General features: G+C 45.1%; 16 protein-coding genes. 13 read left to right on the forward strand and 3 right to left on the reverse strand.

The window, feature by feature from the left end; translation table 11 throughout:
- The first annotated feature begins 219 nt into the window (after positions 1–219).
- Entirely contained in the window at positions 220–1,188 is a 969-nt protein-coding gene (locus OCU74_RS17090) for an aldo/keto reductase (RefSeq protein WP_087481144.1), read from the forward strand.
- Between the two features lie 99 nt (positions 1,189–1,287).
- Here the strand turns inward: OCU74_RS17090 and trxC are convergent, their stop codons facing one another.
- Positions 1,288–1,731 carry a thioredoxin TrxC gene (trxC, locus tag OCU74_RS17095; protein ID WP_087481143.1) on the reverse strand — a complete coding sequence of 148 codons (444 nt, stop codon included), beginning with the start codon at positions 1,729–1,731 and terminating at the stop codon, positions 1,288–1,290.
- A 296-nt stretch (positions 1,732–2,027) separates the two neighbouring features.
- On the opposite strand from trxC, the gene OCU74_RS17100 reads away from it, so the two are divergent.
- The 3 genes from OCU74_RS17100 (at position 2,028) to OCU74_RS17110 (ending at position 6,909) form a co-directional block, all read left to right on the forward strand.
- Positions 2,028–2,408: a SpoIIAA family protein gene (locus OCU74_RS17100; protein ID WP_087481204.1), complete on the forward strand. Its 381-nt coding sequence runs from the start codon at positions 2,028–2,030 to the stop codon at positions 2,406–2,408.
- 312 nt (positions 2,409–2,720) lie between these two features.
- Positions 2,721–4,352 (forward strand): methyl-accepting chemotaxis protein, encoded by a 1,632-nt coding sequence (locus tag OCU74_RS17105; RefSeq protein WP_087481142.1) that lies wholly within the window; start codon positions 2,721–2,723, stop codon positions 4,350–4,352.
- A gap of 808 nt (positions 4,353–5,160) precedes the next feature.
- Positions 5,161–6,909: a methyl-accepting chemotaxis protein gene (locus tag OCU74_RS17110; RefSeq protein WP_087481203.1), complete on the forward strand. Its 1,749-nt coding sequence runs from the start codon at positions 5,161–5,163 to the stop codon at positions 6,907–6,909.
- Between the two features lie 46 nt (positions 6,910–6,955).
- Here the strand turns inward: OCU74_RS17110 and OCU74_RS17115 are convergent, their stop codons facing one another.
- Entirely contained in the window at positions 6,956–7,891 is a 936-nt protein-coding gene (locus OCU74_RS17115; protein WP_087481141.1) for a LysR family transcriptional regulator, read from the reverse strand.
- A 116-nt stretch (positions 7,892–8,007) separates the two neighbouring features.
- Here OCU74_RS17115 and OCU74_RS17120 point away from each other — a divergent pair, with 116 nt between their 5' ends.
- From OCU74_RS17120 to OCU74_RS17145, 6 genes are all read left to right on the forward strand, one after another.
- A complete protein-coding gene (locus OCU74_RS17120; protein WP_087481140.1) occupies positions 8,008–8,667 on the forward strand; it encodes a glutathione S-transferase family protein in 660 nt (219 codons plus the stop codon).
- A gap of 536 nt (positions 8,668–9,203) precedes the next feature.
- Positions 9,204–9,983, forward strand: coding sequence for an ABC transporter substrate-binding protein (locus OCU74_RS17125; protein ID WP_087481139.1), 780 nt, complete (start codon positions 9,204–9,206; stop codon positions 9,981–9,983).
- 60 nt (positions 9,984–10,043) lie between these two features.
- A complete protein-coding gene (locus OCU74_RS17130) occupies positions 10,044–10,730 on the forward strand; it encodes an ABC transporter permease (protein WP_087481138.1) in 687 nt (228 codons plus the stop codon).
- Positions 10,727–11,446 (forward strand): ABC transporter permease, encoded by a 720-nt coding sequence (locus tag OCU74_RS17135; protein WP_087481137.1) that lies wholly within the window; start codon positions 10,727–10,729, stop codon positions 11,444–11,446. Before OCU74_RS17130 ends, OCU74_RS17135 begins: the two co-directional genes overlap by 4 nt.
- A gap of 79 nt (positions 11,447–11,525) precedes the next feature.
- Positions 11,526–12,299, forward strand: coding sequence for a histidine ABC transporter ATP-binding protein HisP (gene hisP, locus OCU74_RS17140; protein WP_087481136.1), 774 nt, complete (start codon positions 11,526–11,528; stop codon positions 12,297–12,299).
- A 44-nt stretch (positions 12,300–12,343) separates the two neighbouring features.
- Positions 12,344–13,300 carry a GlxA family transcriptional regulator gene (locus OCU74_RS17145; protein WP_087481135.1) on the forward strand — a complete coding sequence of 319 codons (957 nt, stop codon included), beginning with the start codon at positions 12,344–12,346 and terminating at the stop codon, positions 13,298–13,300.
- A 93-nt stretch (positions 13,301–13,393) separates the two neighbouring features.
- Here the strand turns inward: OCU74_RS17145 and OCU74_RS17150 are convergent, their stop codons facing one another.
- Positions 13,394–14,020, reverse strand: coding sequence for a LysE family translocator (locus tag OCU74_RS17150; protein WP_087481134.1), 627 nt, complete (start codon positions 14,018–14,020; stop codon positions 13,394–13,396).
- A 145-nt stretch (positions 14,021–14,165) separates the two neighbouring features.
- On the opposite strand from OCU74_RS17150, the gene OCU74_RS17155 reads away from it, so the two are divergent.
- The 3 genes from OCU74_RS17155 to melB all read left to right on the forward strand — a co-directional run bounded on the left by OCU74_RS17155 (position 14,166) and on the right by melB (position 16,849).
- The gene (locus OCU74_RS17155; RefSeq protein WP_087481133.1) at positions 14,166–14,627 is read left to right on the forward strand and encodes an Lrp/AsnC family transcriptional regulator; all 462 of its coding nucleotides are present in this window, start codon (positions 14,166–14,168) and stop codon (positions 14,625–14,627) included.
- A gap of 34 nt (positions 14,628–14,661) precedes the next feature.
- Positions 14,662–15,321, forward strand: a complete 660-nt coding sequence (locus tag OCU74_RS17160) for an SDR family oxidoreductase (RefSeq protein WP_200807718.1) — start codon at positions 14,662–14,664, stop codon at positions 15,319–15,321.
- 142 nt (positions 15,322–15,463) lie between these two features.
- Positions 15,464–16,849 (forward strand): melibiose:sodium transporter MelB, encoded by a 1,386-nt coding sequence (gene melB / locus OCU74_RS17165; RefSeq protein WP_087481131.1) that lies wholly within the window; start codon positions 15,464–15,466, stop codon positions 16,847–16,849.
- Positions 16,850–16,857: the final 8 nt, after the last annotated feature.

The following is a 16,857-nucleotide window of genomic DNA, read 5'->3' on the forward strand; positions in this document are numbered from 1 at the left end:
TGTAGGTTCTGTAAGTTTCCTGCTTCACAAGTTTCTTTTCTCTGTATCTAAAAGTATCTGTCCCCCGTAAGCTTGGGCTCCATATCTAAAAGCGTCTGTCCCTGTAAGTTTTTGCACTTATGAATGTGATTTATAGGTGCATCAAATATTCATTTATTATCATAAATAATCTGAGTGTTTACACTGAGTCTCCTTTTAGGGTGAAACAGGATTTGTCCAATGAAGAAAAGAATTTTAGGTGCCAGTGGCCTTGAAGTGACGGCTCTTGGTCTGGGGTGTATGCGAATGAGTTTTTCGGATAAGCCGACCGACAAGCAGGAAATGATTCAGTTTCTGCATCAGTCTTTGGATATGGGAGTTACGTTTTTTGATACGGCGGAAGTCTACGGACCATTTACCAACGAAGAATTACTGGGTGAAGCATTTTCAGCAGTAGACAAATCAAAACTGGTGATTGCAACTAAATTCGGCTTTAAACATCGGCCGGGGTTCGGTCCATCACCGTCAGTCGGATTTGATAGTCGCCCTGAGCAAATTAAACGTGTCGCTGAAGCATCTCTGAAACGGCTGGGAGTCGAGTGTATTGACCTTTTCTACCAGCATCGTGTCGATCCTAATGTGCCTATTGAAGATGTTGCTGGTGCGGTGAAAGATTTGATTCAGGAAGGGAAAGTAAAGCATTTTGGTCTTTCTGAAGCGAATGCCGAAACAATTCGTCGGGCTCATGCGGTTCAGCCGGTTACAGCATTACAGAGTGAATATTCTATCTGGTGGCGTGAGATTGAAGCCGAAATTTTACCGACCTGTGAAAAACTGGGGATCGGTCTGGTGCCTTACAGTCCGCTGGGGCGTGGTTTTTTGACCGGGACGATTACCAAAGAAACCACTTATGACAAGAGTGATCTGCGTAGCCATAATCCGCGTTTTACGCCAGAAGCAATTGATGCGAATCAGGTCGTTATCGATTTACTACGGCGGATTGGTCGGCAGTATGAAGCAACTTCAGCACAAGTGGCTCTAGCCTGGTTGCTGGCTCAAAAACCATGGATTGTACCAATTCCGGGTTCGCGCAATATTGCGCGTCTGTCTGAAAATATGGCCGCAGCAGATTTAAATCTGAGTGCAGAGGATTTACTGGCACTTGATACGGCGATGGCCAATATTGAAGTTGTCGGTAATCGTTACTGATTTCAGCCAATGCCCCTGTATAGACAATGTTTAAAGTGTCTGTCCCTGCATGGACAGACACTTCTGTCAGTTCACCAAGAGCTTGTCCCGCAAGTTCTGTTACTCTCCTACAGCTTGCAGTGATTCATCCAGCCACGCATTAAACTGTGAATATGGCAGGGCGCCATTAATCATGTTGATTCGCTGTCCCTGATGAAAAACCATTACCGTTGGAATACTGCGAATCTGAAACTGAGCAGCCAGTGTCTGTTGTGCTTCAGTGTCGATTTTGACAAATCGTACCGACCTGGCACGCTCTTGTGCTGTTTGCTCAAAAACCGGAGCAAAACCGACACATGGATTGCACCATGGTGCCCAGAAGTCTACGACAACCGCAACATCGCTGTTAAGAAGTGTCTGAAAATTATCTGCAGTGCCTTCGATTGGCAAGCCATCCAGTAAGGCGTGCTTACATTTACCACACACCGGGGACTCCGAGACACGTTCGGCTGGAATGCGATTCATGGCGTGGCATGAAGGGCAGCGGGTTTTGATACTTGTCATAAAGTGCTGTCTTTACTGTGATACTACACAAATGACCTCAAGGTATTGTAAATCCTGTGAGGTGATTTGAATATTGGTGAATAGGAAACAATAAATTATCACCAAAGTAAAATGGATAACAACCATGAATCGATAGTGGGAAAGGTAAGTCATGAGTTGGTTATTTTTCGTACACTTTGCGCTGAATTTGTGGGATGGATCCAAGTGAACTGTTACAGAATGACTTAGGCTTAACTGATCATATGATTTTCTATGGTTTTACCTGTGGTTTTGTCTCAGATATTTTGGAGGTTCGGATGACGTATAAAAGGCATGGCCTCTCCATTGGACTGGAACGGGTTGATCACGAGTTCTTTGTACTGATTAAAGCGGTCGGGACACTAACACATCAGGATTATGAAATTATCACACCACTTCTGGATGCCGCTCTGGTCAAAGTAAATACACCGACTGTCGACGTATTGTTTGATGCTTCAGAGCTGGATGGCTGGGAGCTGCGGGCGGCGTGGGATGACTTTAAACTGGGTCTGCAACATGGTGCGGATTTTAATAAAGTTGCTCTGTATGGCCATCAGGAGTGGCAGGCTCTGGCGGCGAAAGTAGGGAGTTGGTTTATCTCAGGAGACATCCGTTACTTTGACAATTATGACGAAGCGATCCGGTGGTTGCAGGATTAGAGTGATAACTCTATGAAAATACAGATAAAGTGATATGGATCGGAGTTATTCTTCGAACCATATCTTGGTTGCATAAAATTTTATGAATCGATAGAGCGTTTTTGTTTACATTGAGTGGTTTTTTTTCACATTTTGTGATGTTGTGTGCCTGTCACCGTTATTTCGATGCTAGACTTTAGTCGTAAACAGTTATAACCAGATGAAAGAAATTAGACGTCATGTTGGTAAAATTCATGTAGTTGCAATGATACTACTCTATAACTCTAATCATAAGAATAGTATCAGAAGCTAATGCTATAGATTTAGGATGTCATGATGTTTAGTAATTTTACTGTCCGTATGCAGATAGGTCTGTCTCTGGCCTTTTTAACTGCAATCATTGTCTTCTCCGGATTACAGAACCGGAGTTCCCTCAACCTGTTGGATCGGAATATCCAACTTTTCGCTGAACCTCTGAGAAAAGCCCAGCGGGATGTCCTGAATGCAGACAGGGATCTGTATCAGGCGCTCAAAGGCCAGCAAGATGCGCTCTTGACGAATGATGATAAGATTTTGAAGAGTTCAAAAGATGATTATCAGGAAAACGTCCAGCAGGCCTATGACAGAATGCAGAATTATCTGAAATATATGGCCGATCATCCTCAGGTAACTGCTCAGTTCCGTAACTTCGACCGTGTTTTTAAAGACTGGCAAAACCGGGCCGATCAGGTTTTCTCTCTGGTCGAGAAAGGGGACAAAGACAAAGCCTATAAGCAGTTTCTCGATTCCGAGAAATATTTTGGAACGCTACGTAACGAATATGATAAAGCCGGAGAACTGGTTGATAAGCTTGGTAATGAACTCCATGCTCAATCAAGTGAGGTTGTCGGGCAACGGGTTTTCTGGAACATTACGATTTCTATTGTCTCGGTGATTATCGGTCTGGCATTGATGATCTTCATTCCGAAGGCAATCACATCTGCGATCTACTCAGTGAAAGATAAAATTGATGATCTGACTCAGGGAGATGGTGACTTGGTCAGCCGTCTGGCGGTTAACGGGAAAACTGAACTGGGTGATCTGTCGGGAAGTGTCAACAGCTTGCTGGAACAGCTGCAGCAACTGGTGAAAGATGTGATCAACGGAGTGCAGAAACTGGGTGCAGATACCAGCCATCTTCAGGATGTTGTGAGCAAGACCGAGATTATTGGTCAGAATCAGCAGCAGCGGCTGGCACTATTATTTCAGGCATTTGAGCAGATTAATCTGGCGGTTCATGAGATTACAGCTAATGCACAGGATACTTCTTCTAAAAGTGAAGATGCGAATCAGGCAGCAGTTAACGGGATGGATCTGGTCGATAAGAATACTATGCTGAATGATAAGCTTTCTGTGAGCTTTAAAGAAGCGAGTCAGAAGATGTCATCACTTGCGGCGGATTCAGACAGTATCACCTCTGTTCTGGATGTTATTCGGGGTATTGCCGATCAAACCAACTTACTGGCATTGAACGCAGCAATTGAAGCAGCCCGGGCTGGTGAACAGGGACGGGGATTTGCGGTTGTTGCCGACGAAGTTCGGACACTGGCACAGCGTACTCAGGCTTCGACAGAAGATATTCAGGAGATGATTTCTAACCTGATCAAAGGAGTCAGTGAGACACAAACAGCCATCCAGAGCGGAGAAGACGCGGTTGCGGAATCGGTGAGTATGGCGGATGAAATGCGGCATGCTTTCCAGGATATCCGTGAACTGATTTCAACGGTTCAGGAAATGAATATTCAGATTGCTGCTGCCACAGAGGAGCAGAGTTCTGTGATTGTCGATGTTAATCAGGGAATCTCCGAACTGAAAGACCTGTCCGATGAGGCGACCGGAGTGCATCAGTCAGTTGCAGATACCGGTAATGTTGTTGCTGACATTTCCCAAAGTCTTTCTAACTTGGTGAGTAAATTTAAGGTGTAATCACGAGTTAGGATAATACCTGTAAAAAGACAAAACATCAGACGATTGATTCAGGGGAGAGTGTTTTCACTCTCCCCTGAATATTTTTACTCAAGACACGCTGAATCCGGCATCCTGAAGTGGCTTGGGTCTATATGAAATGAATCGTGACAGAAGAGTGAATGGAATTTGAAAATAATGAGAGAGATCCCAAATACGGGGACTTTCCGCAAATTTTTATTCACTTTTAGCTTCAAATTACCAAAAATGTGACCAAAATTTTTGAAATGGTGTTTTGGCTGAAAATAATTCACGGGAGATCACGTAGTTTTCACCGATGTTATGACTTTTCCGCTGAAACGTTTCATTTAATTACAGAAAATGTCCCCATTGTCGATATAAATGTGTCATACCTGAAGTCATTTGGGTATAACAGTATATGGTATGTTATTGGTTATGTTGCAGTCAGTGCCGGGATGTCTGGTTCAATAGTTTGAAACGGTTTCTGACATTGTTACATACAAAGTGAGTTTTACTTTATCTTGCCACGGATATGCATGTTATCAGAGAGACGGTTTCAGACGTTGAAATATGATGGATAACTGATTGTTACCTAAGAGAATTGAACTGCTCACTCTCAGGTCATCAGGTGCTGGCATTTTATTCTTAGTTGGAATAATAAACGAACTCTGAAAATGCCGTAGATGACATGTTTTTTGATATTTCTATCTGTTAGAGTGTTAATGGAATGTTGATTGTGCAGATTCCACATGACGGAATATCGGAATCGTTGTTGGCTACAATTTTGAGAAAGGATCATGAACAGAATATGAAAACAATATCATTTAAAGCTAAGTTGCTTGCCATTGTTGTTGCGATTGTCTGTGTGACGATTTTCACTGCCTATTTTAGTGCTAATTTTTATATCAGCCGCTATATCCATCAGACTGATGACAAAGTGATCCGGACACAAATCGATACGATCCGCACTGTTGTGGAAGGTAAGCTCAAAGACAACCTCGTTCTTGCCCAGTCGACTAAATTCAGTTTTTACGAAGTCAAGCAGGCAATAGAGAAAACTGGATTTAAAGATGCCATTAAGGTTGCTTTCGGTATGACGATCAACCGGGATGGTGCGATTAAGGATCCGGAAAAAGCCCAGCCGTATATGGATATCTTCAGTCAGGCCAACGGGCAGGTGACGGTTAGCGACGTATTTTTTGATGATGGGAAGCCAACGGTTACTATTACCGTTCCGGAGAACAAAGATTCCGGGAATATCTTCTATATCGATCTCTCTCCACTTGGAGAACTGCTTAGTACAATGTCTATCGACGGTAGCTACCTTGAACTGGTAGATGATAAACAGAACGCTGTTTTTTCCAATAAAGTGGACGGCCATCATCTGACGCCGTTGACTGCCAAGATCGATGTCGCCGGGAAACAATGGACACTGACCGGATATATTGACAATGACTACATTCAGAATGATACCGACACGCTGAACGGTAGTATTACGATCGCGCTGGTCATTGCCGCAATTATCCTGATCCCGATTGCGATCTTGCTAATCAACTGGGTATTTAAACCTATTCTTTCGTTGAAAAATCTGATTGCTGATCTGGCGAATGGTAATGGTGATTTGACACACCGTCTGACGGTCGATTCAAAAGATGAGCTGGGCATGATTGCCACGGGAATTAATCAGTTTATTGAGAATCTCCAGACCATGATGCGGCAGGTCAGAGAATCAACCAATACGATTAGTCAGGAGATCGCGCAGCTTGAGCAGCAAACAGGTTCGAATAGTCAGTTGTTGCAGTCACACAGTCAGGAAATTGAGATGGCTGTAACGGCGATCAATGAGATGAGTTCAACGGCGATGGTCGTTGCTGAAAATGCAGCGACAACGGCCAGTCAGACGGAAACAACCAACAGTGAAGCGGAGCAGTCAAAAGAGGTTGTGCAGCTGGCAGTTGCTCAGGTTGGTGCATTGGCAGAAGAGGTAGAAGAAACTGCCCGCTTTATTGCTGACATGAACTCTCATACTGAGGAAATCGGTAACCTGTTGGGTGAAATCGGCGGTATTGCAGAACAGACCAACTTACTGGCTCTGAATGCGGCAATCGAAGCGGCCAGAGCGGGAGAGCAGGGACGGGGTTTTGCTGTTGTTGCTGATGAGGTTCGTGCACTGGCTTCCAGAACTCACCGGAGTACGGAAGATATTGTTCAGATGTTGGATCGTCTGAAAGCCGGAACTGCGACGGTTGTTTCCAGTATGGAGTCAACCCGGAACAGTTGTCGGGATACGGAAGAATCTACGACAGTCGTTATGTCTTCACTGGATAAGATGACACAATCGGTCAATGAAATTAATGATTTGTCGATTCAGATTGCAACTTCCGCCGAAGAACAGAGTAGTGTGACCGAAGATATTAACCGGAGCATGGTGGCGATTCGCGAAGTTATGCATACCATCAATGACAATGGTGATAATACGGTTGCAACGACACGCCGATTGATTTCAACCAATCAGCAATTACTGGATATTGTCAGTCAGTTTAAAATCGAAAACTAACTGAAAGTCTCTCATCACTGATTATCCGGCCTGAAACTCTTAAGTATCAGGCCGGCTGTTTTTCTGCTCTTGTTTTGTCAGAGGATTTCTGTCGGTCAGATGTTTCAGAAACGTTTTGTCTGTTCGTTTGGTTCTGTATCTCCGACTGATATTGTGTACAGAGCTGTTTGGCAATGGTCTCGCTGATAGGGCTCTCCGCCCGTCCGGATAGCACCAGAACTACTTCAATCGCCGGGAGTTGCGGGAGCGTTTTGTCTGGGATCTCCTGAACGGTCGTGTGGTTCAGACTGGAGCGGGCCATTGCACCAATTGCCAGCCCGCTGGCGATCAATCCCCGTTGTGCAGATGCACTGCTTGAACTGGCAATGACTTTAAAATTTCGGTTTTGCTTTAACAGACCGTCGATTGCCGACTGGCGGAATTTGCAATCATTCTGGAACAGGGCAACCGGCAGCGGATCTTCTGCTAATAGGTTGTAGTGCGGGTTACAGGCCCAGACTCCCTGATCTGTCTGGAGCAGATAACCTTCTTCAGAAATGGGAGCACGAGTCACCAGTCCGGCATCTAAATGACCGCTGTCGAGCATGATTCGAATCCGATTGCTGGGAGCTGTCGTGATTTGTAGATCCAAAGCGTGCCACTGCTGGTGTAGCAGAGGAACAAACCGAGGCAGAATGGACTCAGCATAGTCGTCCGGACAACCGATACGGATAATGGTTGTCGGGGCATCTGAACGTAGCTGAGCCAGAGCATTATCATGTAGTGCCAGTAAGTGTTTCGCATAAGGAGCCAGCCGCTGTCCATCATAAGACAGTGTCAGGTTTCGCCCACGCTTGGTAAATAAAGGTCGCCCAACCTGTTCTTCCAGCTTCCTCATCTGCATGCTGATAGCGGACTGTGTACGGTGAACCTGCTTCGCAGTCCGGGTAAAACTACCGGTTTCAACAAAGGCGAGAAAACTCCTTAAGGCTTCAATATCCATAGACCAACCTATCAATAATTCTGATGTTAAGTATGAATATTATACGATAGTGCTTTACAAGTCATTCACGTAATGTAGTGAAAACCTCAACAGACATCATCAGCAGGAGCACTATGATGAAGCTATATATTGGCAATAAAAATTATTCAACCTGGTCACTCAGACCATGGATTTTATTAGCAAAATCAGATATTTCATTTGATGAAATTAAGCTGCCGCTAGATACGCCTCAGTTTTATACAGCTTTGGAATCCGTTACGCCAACCCGGAAAGTTCCTTGTCTGACAGATGGTGAGTTGACCGTATGGGATTCTCTCGCGATCTGTGAATATATCAATGATACTTATCTTTCAGGGCAGGCATGGCCAGAAGATCCGCAAGAGAAAGCGAAGGCCCGCTCACTGGCCGCAGAAATGCATTCAGGATTTTCGGCATTACGCAGTGAGGCTCCGATGAATATCCGGGCGGCCCGGATGGTGACTTTGTCTGATGCTGCTCAGCAGGATCTCAAGCGGATTGAAGCGATCTTTACGGAGCAGATGATGCAGTTTGCTGATCATGGTGGATGGCTTTTTGGTCAATATTCAATTGCTGATGCAATGTTTGCACCTGTAGTGATGCGGCTGAGAACTTATCAAATCAGGCTGGGAGAAATGGCACAAAAATATGTGGATCATGTTTTATCATGCCCGGTGTTGCAGCAATGGATTGATGCTGCACTTCAGGAAACTGAAATTGTTGCTGCCGATGAAGCCGGAGAACCTTGTCAGGAATAATGAAAATAGTTTTATATGACAGGCTGTTTTATAATCGGCTATCTGTCAGTCATTAAATTATTTTTAACGAATGTTGTGTTGATAAAATAAGCAGGACAACCTATAAAAAATAATGATTGGTGTTATTCCGGGTAAATATTAACTTCGAACTGAAGTTGTAAATATATAAAAATATGTCGCATATTTGATTGAATTCTTAATATTTTAAGTGAATCAATCTGGTGCGACATTTTTTTGTTTATTTCGTATTTGTTAATATATTGCACCCTAATGGTGAAATATTTGTTAATATGTATTAATGTAGTGCGGTGTGTGTATAAAAATAGTGCATATGTAAAATATCAATAAAATTTGAAATTTCAGGAGAAGTTTATATTTATATGCAGTAAAATCCCCATTTTGAGGTGTCTATTTAAGTATTCATGCATTTTTGGTGTTTAAATATATTTCCTTTTGCTGAGGCTGGAAAGAATAGATGTCAAATGGCATGAATTGTGCTGTTTTTATAATTTTTATCATATATATGAGATATCACTATGAAAAGAATAACAAATCTGAGTTTGTTCCTGCTTGCTCTTTCTGCACCGTTTGTTCAGGCATCTGAGCAGCCGCTGGTCCGGTTGGGCGTTGAACCTGGATATGCGCCTTTTGAAATGAAAAATCCGGATGGTTCGCTGACCGGGTTTGATATTGATCTCGGCAAAGAGATATGTAAGCGGATTGAAGCTCACTGTGAATGGGTTGAAAGTGATTTTGACGGATTGATTCCATCTCTGAAAGCGAAAAAAATCGATGCAATTCTCTCTTCAATGTCGATTACGCCACAGCGTCAGCAGGAAATTGATTTTACCGATAAACTTTACGGGACGCCTGCTCGTTTAGTCGCAGAAAAAGGTGCTGCTTTGCAGCCGACAACGGCATCATTGGGTGGTAAACGCGTTGGTGTTTTCCAGGGCACGACAGCTGAGACTTATGCAAAAGAGCAATGGGCAGCGCATGGCGTTGATGTTGTCACCTACCAGAATCAGGATCTGGTTTATGCTGATTTGGTGAACGGACGTCTTGATGCTGCATTTCAGGATGCTGTCGCCGCGAGTGATGGTTTTCTGAATCGTCCGGTCGGGGAGCATTTTGCATTCAGCGGACCGGAAGTGAACGATGAGAAATACTTTGGTGTCGGAGCCGGTATCGGAGTACGCAAAACCGATCAGGCACTCAAAAATAAGATGAATGCCGCATTAGCCGAAATGCTGAAAGACGGCACCTATGATGCGATTGCGAAAAAATACTTTAATTTCGATATCTACGGTAAGTAACTCTTCACTCTGTACTGCTCTTCGGATCTAAGGAGAGCAGTATTCGTTTAGGAAGGCATTATGCTTTATGGATATGGTGGCATCATTTTCGATGGTGCAATCATGACGATTGAACTGGCCGTTCTTTCCGTGATTTTCTCAATCATTCTGGGGTTGATTGGGGCTTGTGCCAAACTGTTTGGCAATCGTCCGGTGATTGTACTGGCCCATTTTTACACGACATTGATTCGTGGTGTTCCTGATCTGGTTCTGATGATGCTGATTTTCTATGGATTACAGCTTGGGCTGAATAGCATCACTGAATCTCTGGGGTGGCAGCAGATCAATATTGATCCGTTTACTGCGGGAGTTCTGACGATTGGTTTTATTTATGGCGCTTACCTGACAGAAACATTTCGCGGGGCTTTTCTGGCAGTACCTAAAGGACAGATTGAAGCAGGAACTTCCTATGGTTTTACACCATGGCAGGTATTTCGTGTGATTCTTTTCCCGCAGATGATGCGCCATGCATTACCCGGTCTGTCTAATAACTGGCTGGTGATCCTAAAGTCAACCGCTCTGGTTTCAATTATCGGTTTAGCTGATGTGGTCAAAGCAACTCAGATGGCTGGTAAAGGGACTTATCAGTTCTTCTACTTCACGATTGTTGCAGCAGCGGTTTATCTGGTTTTCACTACATTATCAAATCTGGCATTTTACTGGCTGGAGCGTCGCTATGCATACGGTCACGGGAGTCGCTTGTCATGATTGAAATACTTGAACGCTACGGCAAGGCATTTTTGTGGTCGGATGGTTACCATTTTACCGGTGTTGCTGTGACGTTGTGGCTGCTGGTCATTTCCGTATCGCTGGGATTCATTGTTTCTATCCCGCTGGCTTTAGCCAGAGTATCAGGAAATCGCTGGTTCTCATTCCCTGTCTGGCTGTTCTCATATCTTTTCCGCGGAACCCCATTGTATGTACAGTTACTGGTGTTCTATACCGGCGTGTATACGCTGGATTTTGTTCGTTCGACGGACTTTTTGAACTGGTTTTTCCGTAGTGGTTATAACTGCACTATTTTTGCGCTGTTTCTCAATACCTGTGCTTATACGACCGAGATTTTTGCCGGAGCGATCCGGGAAACGAATCAGGGTGAAATTGAAGCCGCAAAAGCTTATGGTTTTCCCCGCTGGAAGCTTTACTGGTGTATTGTGATTCCTTCCGCGTTGCGTCGCTCTATTCCTGCGTACAGTAATGAAGTGATTCTGATGCTTCATTCTACATCTCTGGCGTTTACGGCAACGGTTCCTGATATTCTCAAAATAGCCCGCGATGTGAATGCGGCAACGTATAAATCATTTCATGCCTTTGGTCTGGCTGCCATTATTTATCTGGTGATCTCCTTTGTGCTGGTGGCACTGTTCCGGCGGGCAGAAAGAAAATGGTTACGCCACTTACATCCGATTCCGGTAAAACATTAGCCGATTTTTAAGTTTCCGGTGAAAGCTTACGTTTAAAGAGCTTTGCTGTTCAGGATTCTTATTTTTAAGGACAAGCATTATGCAAAATACAAAACTTGCCGTCAGAGACCTCCATAAAAAGTATGGTCAGCATGAAGTGATCAAAGGAGTCTCTTTACAGGCAAATGCCGGCGATGTGATCAGTATCATCGGTTCATCCGGTTCCGGAAAAAGCACATTTTTACGGTGTCTGAATTTTCTTGAGAAGCCCTCGGAAGGTGCGATTTATATCAATGGTCAGGAGATCCTGATGAACCGTGACTCAGACGGGCAACTGAAGGTAATCGACCATAAGCAGTTGCAACTGCTCCGGACCAAATTAACCATGGTATTCCAGCACTTTAATCTGTGGAGTCATATGACGGTGCTGGAAAATGTCATGGTTGCTCCTATACAGGTGTTGGGGATTAGTAAACAGGAAGCGCGGGAAAGAGCCATCGCTTATCTCAATAAAGTCGGTATTGATGAACGTGCTCAACAACGCTATCCGACACATCTGTCCGGCGGACAACAACAACGGGTTTCTATTGCCCGGGCTTTGGCGATGGAGCCGGAAGTTCTGTTGTTTGACGAACCGACTTCAGCATTGGATCCGGAACTGGTCGGCGAGGTGTTGAAAATCATGCAGCAACTGGCTGAAGAAGGTAAAACCATGGTGGTGGTGACTCACGAAATGGGGTTTGCCCGCCATGTCTCGAATCATGTCATCTTTCTTCATCAGGGTAAGATAGAAGAAGAAGGACATCCGGAGGAAGTCTTCGGGCAGCCAAAGAGTGAACGTTTACAACAGTTTCTCTCCGGTGCTCTAAAATAACAGTATGATATCTCATCGTTTTGCTGAATAAATACTGTTGAATCATGAAATCTGCCTCATCGGTTTATCAGGTCGCCATCTATCTGCCCGATAGTTATTCTCTGTATACCATCGGGTCGGTAGAAACACCTTTCCGGGTCGCCAATGACATTCTCGCGGAAGAGAAATTCCGGTTTGTCTATGTGGTCCCGGAGCCTCGTCTTTCCGGCCTGCCCGGATTTCCGGCCTGTGTCGCACTGACCGATGAATTTGATTGTGACTTACTGGTGATTGTCTGTGAAACGATACCAGATGGTGCGTTGTCGCAGGCTGAAAAGAGGAAACTACAGAGTCTTTATCAGCAGGGTAAGACGATACTTACCTGCTATGCTGGTGTTTTCTGGCTGGCTGACAGCGGATTATTACAAGACCGGACGGCGGTGGTTCACTGGTCTTTGATGGATAGCTTCAGTGAACGTTATGATGACATTTCGTTGTCTGATCACTTGTATGAACGCCACGATCGCTTGATTACAACCGCAGGGCAGGCTGCAATTCTGGATTGTCTGGTTGACTTTCTTGAAGATACTGAAGGAAAAGATCTCGCCTATGCAGTTTCTGATCAGCTCTGCATGGACCGGATTCGTCCGGCTCAGGAACGGCAGCGGTTACCGTACAAACAATTCGGGGGTGATGTTCAGCCACGGTTGACTATGGCGATTGAGCTGATGGAAAACAATCTGGAAGAACCTCTGTCGACGGATGAAATTGCTGAACTGGTGCACATTTCCCGCCGGCAGCTTGAACGTCTGTTCAAACGTTATCTGGACACCATGCCCGCCCGTTACTATCTTCAGCTCCGGCTGAAAAAGGCGCGCCAGCTTTTGCTGACGACCCATACTTCGATTGTGCAAATTGGTCTGTTGTGTGGTTTTTCCAGCGGCCCGCATTTTTCCAGTGCCTACAAGGCCTATTATCAAATTACTCCCCGGGAAGAACGCTCGAAATTACTTCGCTCTTAAATTACTTCGCTCTTAACTGTGGCCGGGGATGAGCCGCTACCCAAATGTTTTCGGAAACTAATATGTTTTCGGAAACTAATATGTTTTCAGAAACTAAAGCGTCTTGGATACCATACTGCCTGCTGCCGCAAGCATCATGATTCCGGCGCTGCGGAAGAGCAGCATCTGGGCATTCTGGCTGGCAAGGAACTTTCTCACTTTCAGGGCGCCCAGAATGAAGATGGAGCCGACGGCAATTAAAACCGTAATTGTCACCGGAACCAGTAATAATCCCCATGTTTGTACTGAGATGGTATCTAAGGTTATGACCAGTGGCAAAATTGCCAGATAAAATGCAATGGTTTTGGGATTGCCCAACGTAATCGTAAAACCGGAAAGCCATGCTGAAGTCAGCTCCCGCCGGGAGGCTTTCTGATCAATTTGGATCGCTTCCGGGGTACTGGTGATGAACTGCCATGCCAGCCAGGCCAGATAAAGTGAAGAAGCCCAACTGATCAGTGTGAATAACGCACTGAAACTATGGGCGATCACGGCCAGTCCGAACACTGCAAATGAAAGATAAATTAAATCTCCCAGAATTAACCCTGCCAGCATTGTATATCCGGTCATGGCACCACCACTGACACTCCGGGCAACCAGAGCGGTCATTCCCGGCCCCGGTATGGCGGCAGCAAGCCCTAATGCAGCAATGTAAGCGAGTATTTGTGTGGGTTCCAGCATGAGCTCTTCTTATTGAGTTCCGATTAAATATGCAACTATTGTGAATGAAATTAGTAGAAATATGTTACCTATTTTATACTGAATCAATTATAATTTGGGTAAAAATAACCCTCATATAAGTTAAATATGGAAGGATTTTTCATTTATGACCTTAACAAAGACAGATACCCAAATTCTGGCACTCTTACAACAAGATGCACGGATGACCAATCAGGAGCTGGCAGACCAAATTGGAATGTCGTCTTCTCCATGCTGGCGCAAAGTGCGCAAACTAGAGGAAGATGAAATCATTCAAGGTTATCGTGCCGTACTGGATCGTAAGAAAATCGGGCTGGGTGTGATGGTTTTCGTGCGAGTCAGTATTGATAGTCACAGTGAGGCGGAAGCAAGAAATTTTGAGCAGGAAGTCGCAGCGCTTGAGAACGTGGTTGCCTGTTACAGTATTGGCGGGGATGCTGATTTTCTTATGCAGGTTGTATCTGGTGATTTAGATGCTTATGCTGAATTCGCCATGTCGGTGATCCGGCGTTTACCCGGGATCAAAGAGATGCAGAGTATGTTCGTTCTGAAAGAGATTAAACCATATGCTTCTCTGCCGGTCGGGTAATCATTCATTCAGCAGAAACTAATCAAGGGAGAACATGATGAAAACCGTTTTAATTACAGGTGCGAACCGGGGAATTGGTTTTGAACTGGTGAAACAGTATTTAAAATCTGGCGCTGATGTTTATGCCGTGTGTCGCCATACCAGTGAAGCACTATCTGCGACTCAGGCTCATATTATTGAGGGGATTGATGTGACCAGTCCGGGTTGTATTGAATCGCTCAGAGATCAGGTTCCTGTACTAGACATACTGATTAACAACGCAGGTATTTTAAGGGATGAAGTTCTCGGACAGATTGATTATGCATCAGTACAGGAGCAATGGCAGGTGAATACTCTTGGCCCGTTGCGCGTGACTGAAACATTACTCAGTCATATCCGGGATGGCGGTAAAATCGCTTTTATCACCAGCCGGATGGGGTCAATGGCTGATAATACGTCAGGCGGGCGCTATGGCTATCGTATGTCCAAGGCAGCCCTGAATGCCGCCGCAACTTCCGTTGCCCATGATGTTGCCCATCGTGATATTTCTGTAGCAATTCTTCATCCCGGTTACGTGCAGACCGAAATGGTCGGTGGCCGGGGAGATATTGCACCAGCCGAGGCTGCACAGCGTTTGTGTACCCGGATTGATGAGCTGAATATGTCCAATAGCGGAACATTCTGGCACTCAAATGGCAGTGAACTTCCCTGGTGATTTTAGTATGGAGTGTGATCTTTTTCTGATACTTTGATATCTGTGGAAACGTTTCCACTAAACGACGCGATGATCACAGTTTTCCTGATATGCACTCAATATAGTATTTGTCATGTCAAATAATAGATGATAAAGCGCTGCCATGAACAAGACACAGAACGAGACACATATTGAGCTGAAAACGAAGCTATCTTACGGCTTGGGCGCACTGGGTAAAGACTTTGCCTGTGCGCCTATCTATATATTTCTGATGTTCTACTTTACCGATGTTGTTGAACTCTCTGCGGCGTATGTCGGGACGGTGTTCCTTGCTGCCCGGATTATTGACGCTCTGACGGATCCGATGATGGGGATTGTCGTGGATAATACCCGTTCCCGCTATGGTAAATTCCGGCCCTGGATTCTGATTGGTTCGGCAGTCAATGCGTTTGTGCTGGTTGCTCTGTTCTGCACCCATATGTTTGAGGGTACGGCCGCTTATGTTTATGCCGCGGTGATTTACATCCTGTGGGGACTGACTTACACCATTATGGATATTCCATTCTGGTCGATGATTCCTGCAATTTCCGATTCCCGCCGGGAACGGGAAAAACTGGTCGTGTGGCCGAGGCTGTTTGCCAGTCTGGCCTGGTTTGTTGTCGGGAGTTACGGCCTGTTGATTGTTACGAAGCTGGGGCAGGGCGAACAGGGGCGAGGATTCTTTCTGTTTTCGGTGCTCATTGCCGTTTTATTTATCATCAGTGCTTTGATTACCTTTAAGAATGTTAAAGAGAAAGTCGTTGCAACAGAACGGACAACCGAAAAGTTTGGGCTCAAAGATGCTCTGACGATCATCGGCGGTAATGATCAGTTGAAAGTATTAATTGTGACGCTGCTGGCTTTCCAGATTGGTAACATGCTGGTTGGTGGTTTCGCCATTTACTATTTTACTTATGCTCTGGGGAATAAAGAGCTGTTTCCTATCTATATGATGTTTGCCGGTGGTGCTGAAGTCGCCGGAATTTTCCTGTTTCCCCGTCTGGCAGCACTACTGCCGCGTAAAAATCTGTGGGTGATTGCCTGCGGCTTTCCCATCCTGTCATGTCTGCTGTTAGTCGTTATGTTTATTGCTGCACCGGGAAATGTGTTCTTAATCGGCCTGTCCGGAGCGGCAATTAAGTTCGGTGTCGGGATTATTAACGGATTACAAACGGTGATGCTGGCTGATGTTGTGGATTACGGAGAATATATCTCAGGGCGGCGCAGTGAAAGTGTCATCTTTTCCGTTCAGACCATGCTGGTCAAATTTGCCGGTGCTGCCGGGGCGTTTATCGTCGGAGTTGGGCTGGCTGTGATTGGATATGTGCCTAATGCCGAACAATCGGCGGAGACTATCTTTGGCCTGCAAGCCTTGATGATTGGTATTCCGATTCTGCTGATGCTTTTTAGTGCTGTGATTTACAAACGGTATTACAAACTTCATGAAGGCTTTCATCAGCCTGCTTCCGATCTTTATCCGTTAGAAACTGCAAAAGAAACAACTGCATAATTAGGGGC

This window comes from Vibrio mangrovi (assembly GCF_024346955.1).
In the GTDB taxonomy this organism is placed as follows: Bacteria; Pseudomonadota; Gammaproteobacteria; order Enterobacterales; family Vibrionaceae; genus Vibrio; species Vibrio mangrovi.

What these genes read in the sequence shown, in the direction of transcription:
- OCU74_RS17120 (WP_087481140.1), top strand. Translation starts at nt 8,008, where the DNA reads ATGAAGCTATATATTGGCAATAAAAATTATTCAACCTGGTCACTCAGA.
- hisP (WP_087481136.1), top strand. Translation starts at nt 11,526, where the DNA reads ATGCAAAATACAAAACTTGCCGTCAGAGACCTCCATAAAAAGTATGGT.
- OCU74_RS17155 (WP_087481133.1), top strand. Translation starts at nt 14,166, where the DNA reads ATGACCTTAACAAAGACAGATACCCAAATTCTGGCACTCTTACAACAA.
- OCU74_RS17135 (WP_087481137.1), top strand. Translation starts at nt 10,727, where the DNA reads ATGATTGAAATACTTGAACGCTACGGCAAGGCATTTTTGTGGTCGGAT.
- melB (WP_087481131.1), top strand. Translation starts at nt 15,464, where the DNA reads ATGAACAAGACACAGAACGAGACACATATTGAGCTGAAAACGAAGCTA.
- OCU74_RS17145 (WP_087481135.1), top strand. Translation starts at nt 12,344, where the DNA reads ATGAAATCTGCCTCATCGGTTTATCAGGTCGCCATCTATCTGCCCGAT.
- OCU74_RS17105 (WP_087481142.1), top strand. Translation starts at nt 2,721, where the DNA reads ATGATGTTTAGTAATTTTACTGTCCGTATGCAGATAGGTCTGTCTCTG.
- OCU74_RS17100 (WP_087481204.1), top strand. Translation starts at nt 2,028, where the DNA reads ATGACGTATAAAAGGCATGGCCTCTCCATTGGACTGGAACGGGTTGAT.
- OCU74_RS17115 (WP_087481141.1), bottom strand. Translation starts at nt 7,891, where the DNA reads ATGGATATTGAAGCCTTAAGGAGTTTTCTCGCCTTTGTTGAAACCGGT.
- OCU74_RS17090 (WP_087481144.1), top strand. Translation starts at nt 220, where the DNA reads ATGAAGAAAAGAATTTTAGGTGCCAGTGGCCTTGAAGTGACGGCTCTT.
- OCU74_RS17110 (WP_087481203.1), top strand. Translation starts at nt 5,161, where the DNA reads ATGAAAACAATATCATTTAAAGCTAAGTTGCTTGCCATTGTTGTTGCG.
- OCU74_RS17150 (WP_087481134.1), bottom strand. Translation starts at nt 14,020, where the DNA reads ATGCTGGAACCCACACAAATACTCGCTTACATTGCTGCATTAGGGCTT.
- OCU74_RS17160 (WP_200807718.1), top strand. Translation starts at nt 14,662, where the DNA reads ATGATGAAAACCGTTTTAATTACAGGTGCGAACCGGGGAATTGGTTTT.
- OCU74_RS17125 (WP_087481139.1), top strand. Translation starts at nt 9,204, where the DNA reads ATGAAAAGAATAACAAATCTGAGTTTGTTCCTGCTTGCTCTTTCTGCA.
- OCU74_RS17130 (WP_087481138.1), top strand. Translation starts at nt 10,044, where the DNA reads ATGCTTTATGGATATGGTGGCATCATTTTCGATGGTGCAATCATGACG.
- trxC (WP_087481143.1), bottom strand. Translation starts at nt 1,731, where the DNA reads ATGACAAGTATCAAAACCCGCTGCCCTTCATGCCACGCCATGAATCGC.